At 56.0% G+C, this 20,893-nt stretch carries 19 protein-coding genes; 6 read left to right on the top strand and 13 right to left on the bottom strand.

Translation table 11 applies throughout. The annotated features are described in order from the left end of the window. Window positions 1–36: 36 nt before the first annotated feature. Genes P1X16_RS25965 through P1X16_RS25940 form a run of 6 tightly spaced genes read left to right on the top strand, consistent with a single transcriptional unit; the run spans window position 37 to window position 7,104 of the window. Window positions 37–1,371: an inositol-3-phosphate synthase gene (locus P1X16_RS25965; RefSeq protein WP_277235229.1), complete on the top strand. Its 1,335-nt coding sequence runs from the start codon at window positions 37–39 to the stop codon at window positions 1,369–1,371. Further along, window positions 1,352–1,837 carry a phosphatidylglycerophosphatase A gene (locus P1X16_RS25960; protein WP_277235227.1) on the top strand — a complete coding sequence of 162 codons (486 nt, stop codon included), beginning with the start codon at window positions 1,352–1,354 and terminating at the stop codon, window positions 1,835–1,837. Before P1X16_RS25965 ends, P1X16_RS25960 begins: the two co-directional genes overlap by 20 nt. Next, window positions 1,838–2,221, top strand: a complete 384-nt coding sequence (locus P1X16_RS25955; protein WP_277235225.1) for a GtrA family protein — start codon at window positions 1,838–1,840, stop codon at window positions 2,219–2,221. Further along, complete coding sequence (locus P1X16_RS25950; protein ID WP_277235223.1) at window positions 2,218–4,779, top strand: DUF5686 and carboxypeptidase-like regulatory domain-containing protein; 2,562 nt, start codon at window positions 2,218–2,220, stop codon at window positions 4,777–4,779. The genes P1X16_RS25955 and P1X16_RS25950 overlap by 4 nt, the downstream gene beginning before the upstream one ends. A gap of 22 nt (window positions 4,780–4,801) precedes the next feature. Next, the gene (locus tag P1X16_RS25945) at window positions 4,802–6,091 is read left to right on the top strand and encodes a DUF4833 domain-containing protein (protein WP_277235221.1); all 1,290 of its coding nucleotides are present in this window, start codon (window positions 4,802–4,804) and stop codon (window positions 6,089–6,091) included. A gap of 59 nt (window positions 6,092–6,150) precedes the next feature. Next, entirely contained in the window at window positions 6,151–7,104 is a 954-nt protein-coding gene (locus tag P1X16_RS25940) for a phosphatase PAP2 family protein (protein WP_277235219.1), read from the top strand. 110 nt (window positions 7,105–7,214) lie between these two features. On the opposite strand, the gene P1X16_RS25935 is transcribed toward P1X16_RS25940, so the two are convergent. The 13 genes from P1X16_RS25935 to P1X16_RS25875 form a co-directional block, all read right to left on the bottom strand. Beyond that, on the bottom strand, window positions 7,215–7,838 hold the full coding sequence (locus P1X16_RS25935; RefSeq protein ID WP_277235217.1) for a YceI family protein: 624 nt from the start codon (window positions 7,836–7,838) through the stop codon (window positions 7,215–7,217). A gap of 123 nt (window positions 7,839–7,961) precedes the next feature. Next, window positions 7,962–8,303, bottom strand: a complete 342-nt coding sequence (locus P1X16_RS25930; RefSeq protein WP_277235214.1) for a hypothetical protein — start codon at window positions 8,301–8,303, stop codon at window positions 7,962–7,964. A gap of 37 nt (window positions 8,304–8,340) precedes the next feature. After that, window positions 8,341–8,820: a cupin domain-containing protein gene (locus P1X16_RS25925; protein ID WP_277235212.1), complete on the bottom strand. Its 480-nt coding sequence runs from the start codon at window positions 8,818–8,820 to the stop codon at window positions 8,341–8,343. Window positions 8,821–9,030: 210 nt separating this feature from the next. Then, entirely contained in the window at window positions 9,031–9,921 is an 891-nt protein-coding gene (locus P1X16_RS25920; protein WP_277235210.1) for an AraC family transcriptional regulator, read from the bottom strand. 88 nt (window positions 9,922–10,009) lie between these two features. After that, window positions 10,010–10,579: a DinB family protein gene (locus P1X16_RS25915; protein ID WP_277235209.1), complete on the bottom strand. Its 570-nt coding sequence runs from the start codon at window positions 10,577–10,579 to the stop codon at window positions 10,010–10,012. A 62-nt stretch (window positions 10,580–10,641) separates the two neighbouring features. Further along, entirely contained in the window at window positions 10,642–11,232 is a 591-nt protein-coding gene (locus tag P1X16_RS25910) for a Crp/Fnr family transcriptional regulator (protein ID WP_277235207.1), read from the bottom strand. A gap of 152 nt (window positions 11,233–11,384) precedes the next feature. Then, complete coding sequence (locus P1X16_RS25905; RefSeq protein WP_277235205.1) at window positions 11,385–14,678, bottom strand: efflux RND transporter permease subunit; 3,294 nt, start codon at window positions 14,676–14,678, stop codon at window positions 11,385–11,387. 296 nt (window positions 14,679–14,974) lie between these two features. Further along, entirely contained in the window at window positions 14,975–16,123 is a 1,149-nt protein-coding gene (locus tag P1X16_RS25900) for an efflux RND transporter periplasmic adaptor subunit (RefSeq protein WP_277235204.1), read from the bottom strand. Beyond that, a complete protein-coding gene (locus P1X16_RS25895) occupies window positions 16,107–16,712 on the bottom strand; it encodes a hypothetical protein (RefSeq protein WP_277235202.1) in 606 nt (201 codons plus the stop codon). The genes P1X16_RS25900 and P1X16_RS25895 overlap by 17 nt, the downstream gene beginning before the upstream one ends. Further along, on the bottom strand, window positions 16,712–17,893 hold the full coding sequence (locus P1X16_RS25890; RefSeq protein WP_277235200.1) for a TolC family protein: 1,182 nt from the start codon (window positions 17,891–17,893) through the stop codon (window positions 16,712–16,714). The genes P1X16_RS25895 and P1X16_RS25890 overlap by 1 nt, the downstream gene beginning before the upstream one ends. Window positions 17,894–18,155: 262 nt before the next feature. After that, window positions 18,156–18,977, bottom strand: a complete 822-nt coding sequence (locus tag P1X16_RS25885) for a DUF305 domain-containing protein (RefSeq protein ID WP_277235198.1) — start codon at window positions 18,975–18,977, stop codon at window positions 18,156–18,158. A 36-nt stretch (window positions 18,978–19,013) separates the two neighbouring features. Next, window positions 19,014–19,955: a heavy metal-binding domain-containing protein gene (locus tag P1X16_RS25880; protein WP_277235196.1), complete on the bottom strand. Its 942-nt coding sequence runs from the start codon at window positions 19,953–19,955 to the stop codon at window positions 19,014–19,016. Window positions 19,956–20,326: 371 nt separating this feature from the next. Then, window positions 20,327–20,803, bottom strand: a complete 477-nt coding sequence (locus P1X16_RS25875; protein ID WP_277235194.1) for a hypothetical protein — start codon at window positions 20,801–20,803, stop codon at window positions 20,327–20,329. Between the last annotated feature and the right edge of the window lie 90 nt (window positions 20,804–20,893).

The following is a 20,893-nucleotide window of genomic DNA, read 5'->3' as shown; positions in this document are numbered from 1 at the left end:
CAATCCATCTTACGAGGGCATCGCAAACTCCACCACATGACACAGCAAAAGGGCAATATTGCTCCAGCAGAAGGCAAATTAGGGATTCTACTACCTGGTATGGGCGCCGTTGCGACCACCCTTATTGCGGGGGTGCTAGCAGTACGCAAAGGAGGGCCTCAGCCTATCGGCTCGCTTACGCAGATGGGCAATATCCGCATCGGCAACCGCAGTGAAAACACCTATTCGAAAATCAAGGATTTTGTGCCACTGGCGCCTCTCGACGACATAGAGTTTGGAGGATGGGATGTGTATGACGACAACGTGTACCAAGCCGCGCTGAAAGCCGAGGTGCTGGATGCTCGCCTGCTCGAAACCATTCGCCCTGAGCTCGAGGCTATTAAGCCCATGAAAGCGGCGTTTGACCAGCACTATGTGAAAAACCTGGACGGCACACACGTAAAGACTTTCACGACCAAATACGACCTGGCCGAGCAGCTCATCGACGACATTCGTACTTTCAAGGCTACGCGCAATTGCAGCCGCCTAGTGGTGGTATGGTGTGGCTCGACGGAAATCTACCATGAGTTGTCGGCGGTGCACCAGACGTTGGCTAGCTTCGAGGAAGGCTTGCATACCAACTCGCCCAACATTGCGCCAAGCATGATTTACGCCTATGCTGCAATCAAGGAGGGCATACCGTTCGTGAATGGTGCACCTAACCTGACGGTGGATGTACCTGCTTTGCTGGAACTGGCTCACGCTACAAACACACCCGTAGCAGGCAAAGACTTCAAGACTGGTCAGACCTTGATGAAAACCATTGTAGCGCCGGGTCTCGCGGCTCGCGCACTGGGCGTGAAAGGCTGGTTTTCAAGCAATATTCTCGGCAACCGCGACGGCTTGGTCTTGGATGACCCCGACAACTTCAAAACCAAAGAAGTGTCGAAGCTAAGCGTGCTAGAGGATATTCTTGACCCTGAGGGCAACCCCGATCTGTACGGCGATATGTACCACAAGGTGCGTATCAACTACTACCCACCCGCGGGCGACAACAAAGAAAGCTGGGACAACATCGACATCTTCGGGTGGCTAGGCTACCAGATGCAAATCAAGATCAACTTCTTGTGCCGCGACTCTATTTTGGCGGCGCCGCTGGTACTGGACTTGGCGTTGTTTATCGACTTGGCAAAGCGCTCTAACCTGAGTGGCATTCAGGACTGGCTGTCGTTCTACTTGAAAGCGCCGCAAACCTTGCCTCACCACCGGCCCGAGCACGACATCTTCAAGCAACTCACGACGCTGCATAACACGCTACGCCGCTTGGTAGGTGAAGAACCCGTAACGGATATGGCGCCGGAGGAATACCAGAATGCGCTTGGCGTTTGGTAGGGAAACCGGCCGTAGCGCGAGCAAGGTAATTGCCTCGGTACTGGGCATCGGGTATGTGAAAGGAGGCGGTACGGTAGCCGCTGTGGCCTGCTGCCTCCTTTTATACCCGATGCGCACCTGGGGTTTGACGCAGCATTTGCTGCCGGTTGTGTTGCTTACAGGAGCCTTACTCTTTCTAGGCACCTGGGCGGCTCATAAGGTTGAGCCAATCTGGGGCAAAGATAACTACCGGGTGGTGATAGACGAAGTGGCGGGCATGTGGATAAGCATGCTTTTTGTTCCACTTACCGGACCTCGCTTACTGGCGGGCCTGGTACTGTTTCGATTTTTTGACATGGTGAAGCCTCTGTTTATCAGAAGAATGGAGAAGCTACCGGGTGGCGTGGGCGTCATGATGGACGACGTACTAGCCGGCGTTTACGCCAACTTACTGCTACAAGCCGGAATTTACTTCCGCTTCTTCTAAGTGTATTATCCTCGCTTTATTAAGGCCCAAGCGGCATCGTTGGCTTCTACAGTCGTCGATTTCGTGGTTACTATCGGCTGCGTAGAGGTACTGCACAGCTGGTACCTAGCCGCCACTATCTTAGGCAATATTGCCGGGGGCATTACCAACTTCTGCCTCGGGCGCTACTTCGTTTTTGAAGCTACTCAGCAAAACGTTCGGACCCAGAGTGGCCGGTATCTGGGGGTGTGGCTAGGGAGCCTGCTATTGAATGCAACCGGCGTTTATTTCTGTACCCAAGTGCTGCACACCAACTATGTGGTCAGCAAAGTAGTGGTTTCGTTTTTAGTTGGCATTGGCTTCAACTACCTGTTGCAGCGCCACTTTGTATTTCCAAAATCATGACTAATCTGTTGGTTAGGTGTCACTACCTCGCGGTGGTGTATGCAATGCTACTGTTGGGTTGCCCCACAATAGCATTTGCCCAAACCACTATTGCAGGAGTTGTAACGGACGCTACGACGAAAGAGAAATTGCCTTTCGTGAGCGTGGCCGTGCCGGGCGCGGGCATAGGCACTAACACTGACGAGAACGGGCGTTTCACGCTCCAGATACCAGCCCAGTACACCTCGGTGGTGTTTACGTCGGTGGGGTATGGCACCGTCACGAAAACGATAGTGCCTGGCCGTACGCAAGAAATCAACGTGCAACTCGCCACTACGGCCACCGCGCTTAAGGAAGTGGTGGTGCAAGGCAGCAAGGCGCCTCGCTACCGCAACAAAGAGAACCCGGCCGTGGCACTGATCCGCCAAGTAATCGAGCACAAAGAGCAAAACCGCCCCGAGCGCTACGATTACGTGGAATACGACAAGTACGAGAAGATGTCGTTCTCGCTCAGTAACTTATCGGAGAAATTTAAAAACCGAAAGTTCTTTCGCAACTACCAGTTCTTGTTTCAGCAGCAGGATTCTGCCGCCGCGGGTGGGGTAAACATTTTGCCGCTTTACCTGGAAGAAAAGCTCACCCGGGAGTACTACCGCAAAAACCCGGAGAAGCGCAAAGTGGTGGCGCTAGGTACCAAGCAAGCTCAGTTCGACAAGAGCTTTATTGATAACGGGGGCCTGAGTTCCTACTTCAATAGAATGTACCAGGACATTGATGTGTACGACAACCGCATCACGCTGCTTGGCAATCAGCTCCTAAGTCCGCTGGCCAATACGGCTCCTACGTTCTATCAGTACTTTATTACGGATACGCTGCGGGAAAACACGCCGCCGCTCGTTGAGTTGACCTTTGGGCCGCGCAACCGGGAGGATCTGCTGTTTCAGGGCAAGCTATACGTGACGCTGGATGGAAATTATGCAGTGCAGCAAGCCGACTTGTCGGTGGACAAGCGCATCAACCTCAATTTTATCAAAAGCCTGGATGCCCGCCTGCAATTTGCGGAAAACCCCGACCGGCGCTACCACCTAAGCAAAAGTGAGCTAGCCATTGATTTTGGCGTGTCGTCCAACAAGGGCTCCGGTTTTTACGGCGAGCGGACAGTTGTGTACCAACAGTACCAGGTCAACCAGTCGCGGCCGGAGAGCTTCTACGAAAGCACAACGCCTACTGAGGATACTACTACCGCCCGGAGTGCAGCGTTTTGGCAGCAACACCGGCCCGATAGCCTAAACGAGCGGGAAAGTGCCATTTATAAAAATGTAGACACCCTGCAAACCATTCCCTCGTTCCGGCGGACGCTGGAGCTGTTCACATTTCTGCTGGCGGGCTACAAGTCGTTTGGTCCATTCGAGGTGGGGCCGGCCAACACATTCTATAGCTTCAACCCAGTGGAGGGTTTTCGGCTGCGCCTAGGCGGCCGTACTACCCCGGAATTCAGTAAGCGCCTGTACTTTGAAACGTATGCGGCTTACGGGTTCAAGGACGAAAAGTGGAAGTATTTCCTGAGCTCCACGTATTCGCTCAACAACAAGTCGATATACGCTTTCCCACAAAACTTTGTGCGCGCCAGCTTTCAGCGCGACACCAAGATTCCGGGGCAGGATTTGGAATTTGTGCAGGAAGACAACTTCTTACTGTCCTTCAAGCGCGGGGTAAACGATAAGTGGCTCTACAACGACACGTACCGCCTCGACTACGTGCACGAGTTTAATAACCACTTCTCGTACACCTTAGGCCTCAAGAAGTGGCAACAGTCGCCGGCGGGAGGGCTTTATTTCCGTACGGGCACCCCCGATACCAGTGTTGAAGTCGGGGCGCTCAACACCACAGAAGCGACGTTGGGGTTACGCTGGGCGCCGCAAGAAGCATTCTATCAAGGCAAGCTTTACCGGGTACCTATTGTGGGGCCGTTCCCCGTTGTTACGGCGCGCTTTACAACCAGCCTCAAGGGGTTGCTCGCCAGCCAGTACTCCTACCGCAACGTGACGCTTAACGTCACCAAGCGGTTTTATATGGCACCGCTGGGCATTGCATCGGTCACGCTGGAAGGAGGTTACACGTTTGGGCAGGCACCGTTCCCACTGTTGACTATCCATCGGGCCAACCAAACGTATTCGTATCAGTTGAACTCGTATAACCTGATGAACTTCCTGGAATTCTCGAGCGACCATTATGCCAGCCTGTTCGTGGACCATAACTTCAACGGCTTCTTCTTCAACAAGCTGCCGTTGATTAAGCGACTGAAGCTGCGCGAAGTAGCTTCCCTGAAGTTGCTGTACGGTGGGTTGCGCCAAGAGAATAACCCGAACGTTCAGCCGGAATTGTTTCAGTTTTTGCAGGATCAACAGGGCCGACCTACTACGTTTGCCTTAGGCAAACAGCCCTATGCCGAAGCCAGTGTGGGCGTGTCCAATATCTTTAAGCTGTTTCGGCTTGATGTTGTGAAGCGGCTCAATTACCTGGACCATCCAAACGTGGCGGAATGGGGCCTCCGTGGCCGCTTCAAGCTAGATTTTTAACGAGCACTCGCTCCCCGACCGCATGAAATTTGACACCCTACGCATTGCCCTTCAGCAAGGGATATACAAGGTTATCAATCCCTTCGTCCGGCTGCTCATCAAGATTGGCTTCACCCCTAATGCTGTCACGCTCACCGGCTTGGTATTGAACATTGGGGTGGCCGTGCTTTTCATTGTGGGGGCCGAGGAAGGCAACCGTGGCGACTTGCGTTATGTGGGTTGGGGCGGGGCACTCATCTTGTTTGCTGGCCTTTTCGATATGCTCGATGGGCAAGTAGCACGCATTGGCAATATGAAAAGCGACTACGGCGCCCTCTTCGACTCGGTGCTGGACCGTTACAGCGAGCTGTTCACGTTTTTAGGCATCTGCTACTACTTGGTGGCACACGACTACTTCTTCAGTTCGTTGTTTGCGTTTATTGCCCTAATTGGGTCGATGATGGTGAGCTACACTCGGGCGCGGGCCGAAGGGCTTGGCATAGAATGCAGCGGCGGCCTAATGCAACGGCCCGAACGGGTGGTGCTGTTGGGCGTAAGTGCGCTGGCTTGCGGTATCAGTTCGGCGTATCTGGGCGACGACTACAAGCTGTTTGTGCCGGGCTTGCCTTTCCACATCTTCGAGACGATGTCGATTTTCACGCTGCCTATTACTGTGCTGGCCATCCTCTCCAACATCACGGCGGTTTCTCGGCTATTGCAAGCCAAGAAAGGACTAGCCATGAAAGCGGCCACTACACCACCGCCAACTTCGTCGGCGGGCAAGAAAGTGGCGGCTTCGTTGCTGCTGGTTGCAGGCACCCTGTTCACGCATTCGGTAGGCGTTGGTGCTACGCCGTTGCCGGACCCCTCCTTTCCAACTCCGAAAGGCATTGCCAACCAGCTGTTTTATTTACAGCGCGACCCCAACACCAATACGGTCATTTATCAGCTCAACGTGAACGGGGCGGGCAAGCTCGACGAAGACGAGCCCATCCGCATTTTCTGGATACGCTATGCCGAGCAAAGCCAGCGCCAAGACTTGGATTTCATTCAGCGCAAATTCGCGTACGGGGTGAACGCCAAGAAGCTAGCCCCGGAAAAGTACGAGCTGAAGTTTTTCGCCTATGGCAAAATTCGCTTCTATCTGATGCGGTCCGCTACCGACAAGGCGTTTCACGTGTACACCACCGTAGCCAACCAGCAAATGGTGCTCGACCGTATTTTCCTGCGCATCGAAGGGGGCACGTTTTGGGTGCCCAACGTGAAATACGTTGAATTGACTGGCTGGAACCCCGCGACGCGCGAACCGGTAGTGCGACGGTTCAACGTGTAGCTGCGCCCTACTGAATGCCAGCAGCACCCACACGAGTCTGAAGTTTGTAGTTTATTTCAATGCCCACTCCTTTGCTAGCAACCAACACCTCGAACACCAGCCGAAAAGGCGGCTTGCTTGTTTTGCTTTTGTCGGCTGCGTACCTGCTGTTGTCGTACGTGTTGATTGGCTTTCGGCCGGAGCAGTTGGTGCTGGTAGGGCTATGTACTGCGTGTTACTTCTTGTCGGATACCACGCGGCGCTTCATCACCGGTTTTTCCATCTTCGTGGTCTTCTGGATTCTGTACGACTACATGAAGGCCTTCCCGAACTATACCTATCGGGCAGTGGACATTGCGCCGCTCTACAATGCCGAAAAGCTCTTGTTCGGCATTCCGTTTCAAGGAAAGTCCCTCACCCCCAACGAATTTTGGCTGATCAACCACAATGCGCTGCTAGATGTGGTGTGTGGTATCTTCTACCTGTGTTGGGTGCCCGTGCCGCTGGCTTTTGCGGGGTATCTGTTCTTCAAAAACCGGCCGCTATTCTTTGAATTCTCTCTGACGTTTCTGCTGGTAAACCTGCTCGGCTTTACCGTGTATTACCTGCACCCCGCCGCGCCGCCGTGGTATGTGCAGCAACACGGCTTTGCCTTTCAGCCCCTAACGATGGGCAGCACGGCTGGGCTATCGAGGTTTGATGCCCTTTTTGGTGTCAACATCTTTGCTTCCATCTACGCCAAGAACTCCAACATCTTCGCGGCCATGCCTTCGCTGCACTCGGCGTACCCGGTAGTTGTACTGTACTACGCCATCCGCAACAACTCTGGCATCTTCGTTCAAATCTTCGGGGTTATCATGGCTGGCATCTGGTTTGCGGCCGTTTATACCAGCCACCATTACGTGCTGGACGTAGCAGCCGGCGTTTGCACCGCATTGTTAGGGCTAGGGCTGATGCAGTTACTACTCGCCAAAAGCCGGGCTTTCAATCGGTTTGTAGCCCGTTTTTCGGAGCTCACCGCGCCCAGGGAATAGCCAGCTCGATTCCAAATGAAATCAGTTATGCCTACAGGTTTTAGTCCTGAGGCATAACTGACTTCAATGGTCTGCCGAAGTAGAAAGCATACTCTAGCAGCAGCTAACGGCTATTCACGACCACCCTGCAAATCCAAGTGCAGCTTTATTTCGGGTAGGATGTAGTGCTCGTCCGGCAGAGAGGGGTCAGAAGCGTAGGTGATACCCCACCGTGTACGATCCACTTGTACGTCGGCCTGCACGGTTATCTTTTGCTTGTTCACGTTGATCTTCGCGGGGAAGGAAATGGAGTGCGTTTGATCGAGCATGGTTAAGTCACCAGTTACCATGTAGTTGGCTCCGCTGACGGCCTTGGTGTCACCGCTTGTATAGCGGCTGACTTGCGTGATAGTAAAGCGCAGATTGGGGTGCAGGGCCATGTTGAAGAAGTCCGCGCTCTGCAAGTGGCCAATTAACAGGGGCTTTTGCGCGTCGGGCAGGTTGAAATTGACCAGTGAGGAAAGGGGCAGCACGAAGCGGCCACTTGTTACTTGCCCATTAACAACTTCCAGCTCTTCGCTGGCGACACTGATAGAGCCAGCATTGAAGTAGCTATTGCGCAAGAAGCCCTGCCACTCCGCCACCGACTTAGTTTCATCGAGCTTGTAAGAAGTAGAGGCCTCATTATGCTCTTTTTCACAGCTGCTGAAAAGAGTTATTCCAGCCAGTAATAAAGTGGTGAGGGCGAATTTCATTGTTCTTGAAGAGTTTAGTAGTTACTTGATTTCGAGTTTATTGCTCTAGCAAAAAGAAGAGCATACAAGGTCCTTCGCCACCAGAAAGGGGCTTGCGGGCTTGTTGATTTAGAAGGATAGACACTACTCAGTAGACACAACTGGGCCGGTGCGGTGAGCGTGCCAGTCGAGGGCGCAGCCCAAGCGGGCAATCAGGTCAGTGATGACTGCGCGGGGCAAGGAGCCTGAGTAGCGAGGCTGATGCTGCAACAAGTAGTGGCCGATGAGGTGATGCAGCCGGTGCATAGCGGCTTGTTGCTTTAGCGGTTGAAAACTGAGCTTGATCAGCAACAGATAATCGGCCAGCAAGTGGGCGGCTTCTTCGCTTAGCCACACGGTTTGGCCAGACAACACCAGTTGAGAGTCGCCCGCTTTGCGGAGGGCGGCCACAGTGCGTGCTCGAAACACAAAGGCCGAAGCAGGCATAACGAAAACTACAAGTGATTCTTAGGCAGCGAGCTACTCATATGAAAAGCACGCCGTACTGCTCGTGTAAGGAGCGCACCATGCCTAAGATGACATCGGCTGGGGGCGGCCCCTGCGGCGGAGTAACTGGCCCTACAGTTGCTAGCGGCTGGCTGTACTCCAGGAAGTGCCCCATAAACTGACCCGGCGTGAGCAGCACCAAGAACCGGGCTTCGGGCGAGGCAAGAACAAAGTTGTGGGGTACTTTACGTGGGGCAAATACCGTATCGCCTGCCTGGGCAACCACTGTGTCGGCCCCAATATGGAAGGTGATTTCGCCTTCCAAGAGGTAGAAGGTTTCGTCTTCGTGGGTGTGTACGTGACGTGGAGGCTCGGCGCCGCGGGGCAAAGTCAGTTCAAGCAGCGAGAAGTTGTTGTCGGTTTGTTGAGGCGTTACCAATACGCGGAAGTAACCTCCTTGGTACGCGCGCAGCTCGCCGATTTCAGCTACCAGGGTTTGGGGAAATGTCGTTTGCATAATGCTGAGTGCTTAAGTGATTGAACACTACAAAGAACGGCTTCCCAATTCACCTAAACTTGTACAAAAGCGACTGACAGATAGTACTTTGCTGTACAAATGCGACATGCTAGCAGCTATCTTTCCACAGCCGATTAAGGCGCAAAAAAGCCGACCACTTAGGGTGGTCGGCAGCGAAAACGACTATAGCAAGCTGTTCACAAAGGCAACTTAGGCAACTCCAGCAGCCAACCAAGCCGGGCGAGCGGCGGGTGGGCGCATGGAGGTGAAGCAGCGGCCGTGGGTTACAAACAGTTCTTCGGGCCGTTCGGCAAGCAGCCGCGAAGGGCGCAAGCCGGTTAGGTTGAGGAAGTCGCGAGAGAAATGCGCCTGATCGAAGTAGCCGCAGTCGTGGGCCAAGGCGGTCAGCGACAAGGTAGGATCGGCATCCAAGCGGTGGAAGGCTTGATTGAGCCGGATGATCTTCCCTAGCTCCTTAGGGGTAAGGCCCACTTTGGAGCGAAACAACCGCTCTAGATGCCGCCGGCTGATGCCCAGCTGGCTTTCCAACGCGCTTATGGTCAGACTGCCACTGGAAGCTTGCAGTTGCCCTACGGTGTACTGTACATAGTCGATAAGGGCGTCTTTGGGTACTAGGCGGCGGAGCAAGAAGGCATCAAGCTGTTGAACACGGGCTTCATCGGTGGCAGCTTCGTGCAGTTGGTCGAGCAGCGTATCAACAGGGCGGCCCCACACAGCTTCCAGGTCCAGGCTAGGCACGTCGGTCAGAGCGTCGAGGGCCAAGGGTAAAAATTGAGACATACCCGCAGGCTTTACCTGCACCTTGATTAGGCGGGTGTGGCCCGAAAACTTCAGCCAGATAGGCTGAGTAAGCTGGCCAACCAAAAAAGCCCGGGTGGTACGCTGCATAGCATCCTGCCGGCTACGGTAGCTATACTCGTGCAGGTCGCCGTAGAGGAACAGCAGTGAGGGTTGGCCGTAAGGCAACAGGCGCCACGTGGCCGCAGTTGCATCGAGCGTCGACCAATCGGCATCTACCAGCACGTAACTATCAATGTAAGGCTGAAGGGCGGGCGAGGGCGTAAATACCTGAGCTTTCATAGGGCAAGCAATAACAGGGCGTAACGTGGCCCAAAGGTGCTACTTCAATGGTCGGTCTACTTGTACAAAAGCGACCTGCTAGCTGGCATTATACTACAGTTAAAGCAAGCTCTGCGGGTAGGTTTGCTTTCACGCGTAGAGCCTGCTGCACATGGCGCTGCTCGTGCACAATCACGAATTCTATTGCCTCACCTAAGCGCAACTTCAGCAATTGAAAGAACTCGACCGGCACTGCTTTGCGGTTGAGGTCGGCATGTTGCGCCTGTCTTAACAATTCCAGCAACTGCTGCTGATGCTGCAAGAACTCTGCTAGCACCTCGCGGCCAAGCCGACTGCCGCTCGGGTTCATGCGCTTCAGCGTCTTGGCTTTTTTGGTGTTGCTGGGGGCCATCATGGCAATGGACTTACGACCAAACCAGCTATAGCCAACTTCGGCTTCAACAGCTGTACCAGCCTTAGCTAAAGCCTGAGCAAAGCGCGGGTTGTAATAGCGGCTGTAGCGGTTCAGGTGTTCGAGGCATTCGAGCACGCTCCAGGCATTGGGCGCTGGCTGCTGGTTGAGCTGAGCGACTTCTAGGGGCTCGAATTCAGCTTGTACGGTATTGATAAGCTGGCGAGTGGCTTGGGCTAGCTGGGCGAGGAAAGCGTTGGTAGTCATGGCGTTTGTTTTTGTCAAAGGTCCGGGCCACGTACCTCTTTTACCTTGATTGAAATCAATATTTACTTAAGCCTACTCAGTGTTTCGGGCGTCATGCGCAAGTAAGACGCAAGGTACTTCTTGGGTATTGTTTGGAAGATGTGCGGACTGCGCTTGCGTAGGCGTTCTAGGCGCTGGGCTGGTTCGGGCAGCAGCAAATCTATTTCGTGCTCCATGCGGCCAACAAGTGCCTTCTCCAACTCGTGGCGCCAAAGCTGAGACAGGGCCGGACTATTGTCGAGGCAGGCCTGAAATTCAGTGCGCGCTATGGCAATCAGCTCGCTCGGCTGTAGCGCTTGGATGGCGTATTCAGAGGGCTTGCCCATGGCAAACGAAGGGAACGAGCACACCATGTCGCCGGAGTGCACAAAGCCCACGCATATTTCCTCGTCCTGGGTTGGGTAGATAATGCGCAAGGTGCCGCGGTAAGCGAAGTACAGATACTGCTCGGTTTGGCCGGGCGCCACCAAATAGCCGTTGCGTGGCACGAACAGTTCCTTGGTCCAGCACGCTATGAATTGCGCTGTCTCAGTGGGTGGCAGATACGGAACGTTGCTTAGCGTGCTGGCCAGTAAGGTGCGGGCCGCAGCGGCAAAGGCAGGCGCAGGAACCATCAGGAAAATCAATCGGTGTGTTGAACTGCCTGAAATACTGAAATCGTCGGCTTACATCCTACAGCTATTCGCCTTAGCGACTGGTCTATGTCCGCAGCCCTAGACTAGGCCTGTTGAGTACCTAAGGAGTTCTACAAGCCTAGAAGAACCGCTTAAACCGCAGGCTGCACCGGATTCAAATCAGAAGGAGGCGTCAGGGGCGGCGCGTCTAGCTCTTGCGGGTGTGCATCCAGGCTTACTTCGTGGTGGCCGCGCTGGTATTGAGCCAGGGCTTTTTCGCCGAACAACCAAAACACCACCGGCGTCACGATGATGTCGAGGAAGGTAGACGAGAGCAAACCTCCGAGAATCACGGTAGCCACCGGATACAGGATTTCTTTGCCGGGCGCATCTTTGGCCAGCGTGAGGGGCACCAGGGCCAGGGCCGCCACCAGGGCCGTCATCAGCACCGGCACCAAGCGTTCCAGAGAGCCGCGAACTATCATTTCCTTGCCGAACTTCTCGCCCTCGTGCTCCACGAGGTGGATGTAGTGCGAAATCATCATGATGCCGTTGCGCGAGGCAATGCCTGTGAGGGTAATAAAACCTACCAGTGAGGCAATGCTAAACGTGCCGCCCGTGAGCAGCACGGCCACCACCGAGCCAATCAGCGCCAGCGGAATGTTGAGCATGATCTGGCCCACCATCAGTGGCGACTTGAAGTGCGAGAACAGCACCAGAAAGATACCCGCCAGGGAAAACAAGCTGAGCCACAGAATCTTGCTAGAAGCCGACTGCTGGCTCTCGAACTGTCCGCCATACGTGAGGTAGTAGCCGGGCGGCAGCTTTACTTGCTGCGCTATGCGGGCCTGTACTTCCTGCACCGTGGAGCCCAGGTCGCGGCCGGCTACGTTTAGTGAGACCGTGATGCGGCGCTGCGTGTTTTCGTGGTTGACGGTGTTCGGGCCCGGCTCGTAGCTTACGTCGGCCACCTCACTCACCGGAATCAGGGCACCGGAGGGGGTTTCGATGCGGGTGTTGGCAATGGTCGTCACGTCGTTGCGCTGGTTTTCGGGCAGCTTGACTATCAGGTCAAAGCGCTTCTGCCCGTCAAGCATCTGCGACACCACGTCACCCTGAAATAAGGTTTCTAAAGTGGCTACCACCTGTCCGCGCTCCAAACCGTAGGCCCGCAAAGCCTGGTCGCGGGGGCGTACCAGCAGCTGCGGAATCTGAACCTGCTTTTCCACTTGCAGGTCCACTACGCCAGGCACAGTACTGGCTGCGGCGCGTACTTCGTTGGCATAGCGGCGCAGCTCCAGCAAGTCGTTGCCGAATACCTTGATGGCAACTTGGGCCCGTACGCCGCTCAGCAAGTGGTCGAGGCGGTGGGAAATAGGTTGGCCGATGTTCACGTTCACGCCGGTTATCAAAGCCAAACGCTGGCGCAAATCGGCTAGAATTTCGTCGCGGCTACGCATGATTCGGCCTTCTTTCTCCAGCTCGTCTTCGGTTTTGAAGGCCACTTCGATTTCCGAGTTATTCACCGACTCGGCGTGCTCGTCGAGTTCAGCGCGACCGGTGCGGCGGGCGGTGTAAGCCACTTCCGGCAGCTGCAAAATCTGCTCTTCGCCAAGCGTTCCGAGCTTGTTGGACTCGGCGAGAGAAGTGCCAGCCGGCGCCGAGAAGTTGACGGTCAGGGAGCCTTCGTTGAAGGGAGGCAAGAACTCGGTACCGAAGAAAGGCACTAGCGCTGCCGCCAGCATAAACAGCACGCCCGTAACAGTCAGCACCACCTTGGGGTGCGTCAGACCCCAATTCAGTAGGCTGGTATCTTTCCGCTTCAGCCAACGCACCAAACCTCCCTCCTGCTCGGCCTGCCGAATCTGCTTGATCTTCGGCAACAGGTAGTAGCACAACACCGGCGTTACGGTCAGGGAAACGAACAGCGAGGCCACGATACTGGTGATGTACGCAATGCCGAGCGGGGCAAAAATGCGGCCTTCCATGCCTTCGAGGGCGAACAGCGGCAAGAACACCAGCACCACAATAATGGTAGCGTACACGATAGAATTGCGCACCTCCGACGAGGCCGCGTAAATCACCTGCAACGCCGGTTTGGGAGCGGGCAGCTGCTGGTTTTCGCGCAGCCGCCGAAACACGTTCTCCACGTCCACAATGGCATCGTCTACCAATTCGCCGATAGCAATGGCCAGCCCGCCGAGGGTCATGGTGTTGATGCTGATGCCAGCGGCCCGAAACACCAGCGCCGTCACGAGCAAGGAAAGCGGAATGGCCACCAGGGAAATAAAGGTGGTGCGCACGTTCAGTAGGAAGGCAAACAGCACGATAACCACCAGAATAGCGCCGTCGCGCAAAGCATCTTCCACGTTGCTGATCGACGACTCGATGAAATCAGCCTGCTTAAACAAACGGGTATTGATTTGCACATCTTTCGGCAACGAAGGCTTGAGCTCCACCAGCGCTTTTTCCACGGCTTCGGTCAAGCCGACGGTGGCGGTGCCAGGCTGCTTTTCTATGCTCAGAATAACGGCCTGCTTGCCATTCACGCTGCCGTCGCCACGCTTGAAGCGGGCCCCAAACTCCACGTTGGCTACCTGCTTGACGGTAACAGGCGACCCTTCGCGGTAGCCGACAATAATGTTCTCGATGTCCGAGACGGAGCGCAGGCGTCCCAAGTTGCGGATCAGCACTTCCGAGCCGTTGCGGTCGAAGAAGTTGCCGGTGGTATTGAGGTTGGAGCGACGTAGGGCTTCTTCCACTTGCGTGATAGTCAACCCTACGGCGTTCAGGCGAGGCATATCCAGCAGCACCTGATACTGCAAATTATCGCCGCCGATGGGAATTACCTGGGCTACACCGGGGATGCTGAGCAGGCGCTGACGCACAGTATAGTTGGCCAGGGTGCGCAGGTCGGCCGCCGAAGTGGCCCCGCTCCGCGGCCCGCCATCTGAGAGCGAGGAACCCGCCGAGGCACTCGGCGTCTGGTTGGTTGCTTGTGAGTAATTAGATGACAATCCCACCAGCATAATCTGCCCCATCACCGACGAAATGGGTCCTAGCACCGGCGTAATGCCGGTGGGCAGTTGCTCGCCTACAGTTTGCAGCTTTTCGGCCACAATCTGGCGAGCCGTGAAAATATCGGTGCCGTAGTCGAACTCCACGAACACCATACCTAATCCAATGGCGGAGTTGGAGCGCACTGCCGACACGCCCGTAGCGCCATTCAGCGCCGTTTCGACCGGCAGTGTCACCAGTGCCTCCACTTCCTCGGGCGCCATGCCCGCCGATTCCAAGAACACGGTTACCCGGGGCCGGTCGAGGTCGGGCAGCACGTCCACTGGTAGCTGGCGCGCCGTGTAGGAGCCAGCTACTAGCAGGCCCAAGGCGAAAGCCAGCATGAGCAGGCGGTTTTGCAGAGCAAAGCGAATGATACTATCAAGCATAGTATTGGAGCTGTTCGTATTCGGTATGTATACTCAGGGCGTAGAGACGAGCAATTCTATCTCGTCGTGGCTGAGGTTGATTATTTAGCTGTAGCGCGCAGCCTGAGCTTCGCGTATTGGTGCACGAGGTTGTTATGGCGCGGTTATTTATTGTTTCACGATTCGCGAAGCTCAGGCTTCGCGCTACATCCTTCGACACCGAACCTGCTATAGGCCAATCATTCATCGACGAGGCGCGAACCGAAGATTGGTGAAGCCAAGTGTCGCGTCACGCGTAGCGACATACAACTCAGCCATTACTGATTTAGGTAGATGGACTTCAATTGGTAAGTACCCACGCTCACCACCCGGTCGTTTTCGTTGACTTCGCCGGCGAGCAGCACGGTTTGCTGGCCATTGGCTGAGCCCGGTTGCACGTAGCGAATTTTGAAAGTTTCAGGCGCGCTGTGCACAAACACCACGGGCTTGCCGTTGAGGTCGGTGAGGGCCGAGGTGGGCACTACCAGCTCTTTTTTGCCGCTACTGCCAGCGCCCATTACCTGCACGTTGACGGCCTGCCCGGCCCGGAACAGGTTGCTGCCGGCGTTATCGAGTTCCAGAATCAGTTGGCGCGCTTGGTTGACGGGGTTAACCGTGTTGCTAAATACTACCAGCCGCGCTGGGGCGCTGCCTTGTTGGCCTTGCAGGCCTTCAACCATGAACTGGGCGTTGGCCGGAAGCTTTTCCAGGTCTTGGGCAAATACCTGCGCTTCCACGCGCAACTTGCCGGGGTTTAGCACCCGAAATAGCTCGTCGCCCTGGTTGACTTGCTGACCCACAGCGAGGGTAAACACATCTACAGTGCCGCTGATGGGGGACGTAATGCTCACGCGGCGGGTGCGGGCCTGCCCGTTAAGAATAGTGGCGTTCTGCCGAGCCTGGCGCAGGCGCAATTCGGCCGCCACTACGTCTTTGCGGGCGGCAATATCGGCTATGGTTTGCAGGCGGGCGTAGTCTTGTTGAGCGGCCCGCAGCTCGGCTTGCGCATTGGCCCGCTCCGTAGCCAACCCGATTTGCTGCGTGGCATCCAGTGTTTGATCAACAACGGCTAGCACCTGGCTGGCACGCACCGCCTGGCCTACCCGCGCGTCCAAGCGCACGATGCGCCCGGTTTGGGGCACTACCACCCGGCCTTCTCCCCCGTTGGCGGCCGATACCGTACCGTACAAGGTCAGGCGGTTGTAGGTAGTGGAGTAGTTGGCCAAGGCCGTCCGTACACCAAACAAAAACTGGCTTTCCTTTGGCAACAGCACGGCATCGGTCATAGCGGCACCGGCGTTTGGTTGGGCGGTAGCGCCGTGGTCTTCACCATCGTGGGCCCACAGGGGCGCGGGTGGGGGCAGTAGCACGACCATACCCAAGGCCAGGGCACCCATAGCGGCAAGTAGCTTATGCTTGGTTTTCATACACAACAGGTGAAGTGGTGGACACGGGCGCCTCAACGCGCCGCCGACGCAGAAACAACGCCGTCAAAACAATGCCGAGGGCGAAGGCCCCAAGCAGCAGCAACACGTTTTTCCAGGACGAGAACAGAGAAGGAGTTGCCGCTAGGGGCGCCGCCGCGGGCAGCTTTTTGCCCACTTCCAGGCCGGAAAGCAGCATCAAGTCGGCTTGGTCGCCGGCCACGATTTGCACGGCCAAGCTGTATTTCTGATTAGCTGGAAAAGCGCCTTCCACCAAATAGGAGCCCGCCGACTTTTCCGTAACCGCAAACTTCAGATCGGTAGCTTCTGGGCAGGTTACAGTTATTTTCGCGCCTTTAATAGGCGCGTTGGTAGCATAATCCGACACGAACAGGCGCATATCGGCGTCCTGACCTTTTTCCAGGGGCTCGTAGCGCAACAGCAGTTCGAACTTTTCGGACAGTGCCGCTACGGAAAATGTGGTAGCCACCGGGCCGGCGTTTGGTTGGGCGTCGCCGTGGTCTTCGCCGCCGTGGGCGCGTGCGCCAGTAGCCAGCAGCAACGCGAGCAGCAGCAAAAGCAGATTCTTCATTATTGTCCGCGCAGGTAGTTAAGTTCAACAATGGCCTGACGGTAGTCCCGAATGGTGGTCAGGTAGGTATTCTGGATGGTAAACGCTTGGTTCAGGCTCTGAATCAGCACCAAATAGCTGATTTCGCCAGCCCGAAACAGGCGCTGCGACTGGCTGATGATGGCGCTAGATTGAGGCAGGCCGGTTTGCTCGTAGTAGCTGAGCGAGGAAGCAAACTTGCGCGTATCGGCCAGGGCCTGCTGGTATTGAGTGCCGAGTTCAAGGCGCTGCACTTGCAGTTGTGCCTGCGCCGCCTTGCTACGGGCCGTGGCGGCCTGCAATTGCGAGCGGTACGTCCAAAACCAGATTGGCAATGACACACCAAACTGTAGGCGGTACTTGAAGGGCGAATTTTCAAACGCCTGGTTTTGGTATCCCACCGTCAGAGCTGGCGTCCGGCGGGCGCGCACCAGACTGATGCCGGACTGGCTGAGCGTCACGTTTTGGCTGTAGTAGGCTAACGTAGGGCTTAGCGCCACTGCAGCACTATCCTGGTTGGAGAGAGTTCCCAATAGCTCGGCTCCGGTGCGGGCCAGTTCGGGGCCGGTTTGCCGCAGGTCGGTATCCACCGCCAGGTCGGCGTTGGGCTGGCCAAGTAGTAAGCCAAGCCGCCGTTGCGCCGAGCGCTGATCCACTGTGGCTTGTTCGAGCTGATTACGCACTTGCCGGGCTTCCGCTTCGGTACTCACCCGCTGCAAGGCCGTGACCTCGCCGGCCGCGTACAGACGGTTGGTGGCTTGCTGCAATGCCTGAAACAAACTGTCTTGGTAGGTGAGCTGCCGTACTTGAGCTTCGGCAAATTGCAGCGCGAGGTAAGCCAAGCGTACGTCGCGGCGGACGGTAGCCCGATTTACGTCCAGCCCCCGCTCAGCCAGCACAATGCCCGCCTGCGCGGCCCGCGCCTGGTTGCGGTACACATTCGGCAAATCGATGGTTTGCACCACGCCGGGCGCCCACCGCTCGCCCGTAGGCGCCGACCACAAGAAATCGGGATTGGCCGGGGCAAAGCTACCTCGCTTCAACGCCCGCTGCTCCTCGATTTCCTGCGTTGACTGGCGCAGCCGCGGATGCAACCGCAACGCCTGCTGCTCGGCGCTGTCTAGATGCACGGGCACCCGCTGCGCCAGCGCTGGACTAGCCAAGAGCAATAGCAGAACCGTGAACCTCACGGGACCCCTCCAAAGCTGTTCCCCTTTCCATAAGAGAAGGGGTACCAGACGGCTTAACCAGTTTTGTTTTCGATGAAAACTCACAGTTGACTAATAGTAAGTAGCTCTTTATCAGCAAGAGCGTGTTCAGGAATTGTCATGCATTGGCAGCACGCTTCATAATGGCCCATCAGGTAGAGAGTAAGCTAGGAGCGCATCAAGCCTCACAATGGCTATGAAAGTAAATGCATGGCACTTACGCCTTTTTCTCTAGGTTCATGCCGCACTTCGGACACTGGCCAGGGGCGTTACTTTGGCCACCGTCGCCCATGGGACACTCGTATACTGCTGCTTCGGCCTTGGGCTTGCTGGCGTTTTTGGCCTGCCAGTCCTTGAACTGCTGGATTTCCTTTTGCTGCGCGGTTATCATCTGTTGCGCCATTTCCTTCAGCTTGGTATCGCGGCCGTGCGCCAGCTCCGCCTTGGCCATATCCACGGCGCTCTGGTGGTGAGGCACCATCAGCATGGCGTAGTCCTGGTCGACGTTGCCGCTGCTCGTACCCATGTCTTTCATCATGACATCCATCGAGCTTTTCATGGCGCTGGTGAATGGATCAGTAGGGTCAGCGGGCTTATAGTTGGTGGGCGCGCCGTCGAGGCGGGTGGCAATGGCTTCGAGGTCACGGATTTCCTTTTTCTGGTCGGCACTGATTTTCTCGGCCATAGCTCGCAAGGTGGGGTCCTTGCCTTCCTTAAGTTCCAGCGCCGACATATCCACGGCCCCTTGATGGTGGGCCATCATCATGTGGGCGAAGTCATGGTCGATGTTGCCAGCAGGCTTCTCGGCATTCATTTGCTCCATCATCGAGTGCATCAGAGCCATCATGCCCGTAGCGCTGGCCCCGTGGTTCATGCTGGAGTGGTCCATACCTGCCATGTCGCCGTGGCTGGCAGCGGTGTCCGTCGTTGTGGCTCCGGTAGCCGCCGTGGCACCTGTTTCAGCAGGTTGGTTGCTGTTGCAGCTGCCGAGCAGCAGGGCACCAGCAAGAGCGGCAAAGGAAAAAGCAGAGAGTTTCATATGTGCGAGTTCAGGTTGCAAGTGAGGACGAAGGCGCTAGGCAGTGACGTGGATGGTGAAGTCGGCGGTGTGAATCTGACCGGCGTGGTTGAACTGCAGGAACACGCGGTACAGGCCGGGCGCCTCGAAGTTGGTGTTGAAGCCGATGTTGGGGCCTTTGTCGGCTTGGTCGTTGGGGTGCACGTGCAGGTACTTATCGGTGTCTTCGCTGATGACCACCACGTGGCCGAGGGCGCCGAGGTAGTTGTCGAGGTCGGTAACCGGCTGGCCGCCTTTGGTTATGTTGATCTTCATGCCGAGCAGCTGGCCTACTTTCAGCGCTTTATCAAACGACAGAGTGGCTTGGTAGCCGTCCTTCTGCCACTGCATCTGGTCTTTGGTGAACTTTACGGGCGTGTATTTGGGGCCCTGCACCGTGATGGGCTGGCGGCCAAGCTGGTGGCTGCTACCATCGGGGGTGTAGTCCTGGAACAGCACGTAGTCGCCGCCTTTGCTGAAGGTGAAGGGCACTTTGTAATTGCCATCAGCGGAGAACTCCGGGTGCTCGTGGTGAAACTGCGCGAGGTCCTTGCTGACGATGATGAGGTGGATTTTCTTTTCGTGCACCACGGCCAGCGGCACCGGCGCTTTCTCGTTACCTACTTCTTGCGGCGTGAAAGCCAGCGTAACGGGCTGGCCCGCCACCGGCTGCGTGGGGGTGGCCTCGTACTTCATCTGATACGACTTACCGTTGGAAACCGCGTCGTTGTGTACTAGGTCCATGCCGCACTTCGGGCACTTTTCCCCCGGCTTAGTGCTAGTCACTTCGGGGTGCATGGGGCATGCATAGGTATGGGCGCCCGCATGCTCCGCGGAGGCAGCGGCACCAGCCTCGGTGGCGTCGGTTACAGTGTTGGTGGGGCTGCTGGAAGTATCGGACGAGCAGCTAGCAGCAAACAGGCTGGCAACAGCCAGCGCATGAACGAAAATGCGGTTCATAAAACAGGATTTGAAAAAATTGGGAAACGGGGGGCCTATCCTCACCCCTAGTTCTGGTTCACTTGAGGCGTGAAGCCTCAGGGAAAGGGCTTGGCCTTGAACCAGAAAGAAATAGCAGCCATTGGCCTATAGCTCTTCTTCAGAAGAGGCGGGTAACTCTAGGAGGATATGCTTCGATGAACCGCGCATGACAACAGACACGGTAGATGAAGCCACTAGAGTTTGGTGTTAGTCACTCTCCCTAGGGCTTCATGCTTGAAGCAAACCAGAGCCTGGAGTGAGGCTGATCATCCAGGAGGACGCATAAAAGCCAAGGCCCGCCCCGGACATAGCAAAGCCATGCCGGCGCGAGCCTTGGCGCGTCGAAGCAATCAGACAGTCAGGGACTGAATGAAGATGCGGATGTCGGGGATTTTGGGTTTTAACTGCCGCGGGGGCACCAACAAGACGCTGGCCGTCCGGTCCCAAGGGCCAGCCATAGGACGAAACTGAAATTCCACTGCCGCTGGCAATAAAGCAGGCACTGGCACAGCTACATGCTTTTCGGCCGGCGTAGTCAGCGACTTCAGCAATGAAACAGACCTGTCCTTGCAGCAGTCGTGCTTGCCCGAAGAGTTATGCGAATTGTGTGTCTTGCCTTTCACATGGCCAGCCTTAGCCCCACCGTGCATTTTGCAACCGGCAGGCATCGGCTTGGCCGGCTTCATGTGGCAGTCAGCCAGCAATGCCTTGCCTGTAGCGGCTGGAGTCATGGCGGCACACCAGCACTGCCCCACAAACACGTTGACGAAGACGACCAAGAAGGTCGTCGCCAGCAAGCGTCGGAATAGGAACAGGTTACGAAACATGACAGGCAAATTCTACTGCGAAAGTAGAGCACTTTCGATAAAAGTGCTTCACTGCCTCTTAACCCCGGAACAACGCATCAAGTTTCTAGC

Origin of the sequence: Hymenobacter sp. YC55, assembly GCF_029433095.1 — a bacterium.
In the GTDB taxonomy this organism is placed as follows: Bacteria; Bacteroidota; Bacteroidia; order Cytophagales; family Hymenobacteraceae; genus Hymenobacter.
Note: the sequence above shows the minus strand (reverse complement) of the source record. Positions and strands in the feature narration are given on the sequence as shown.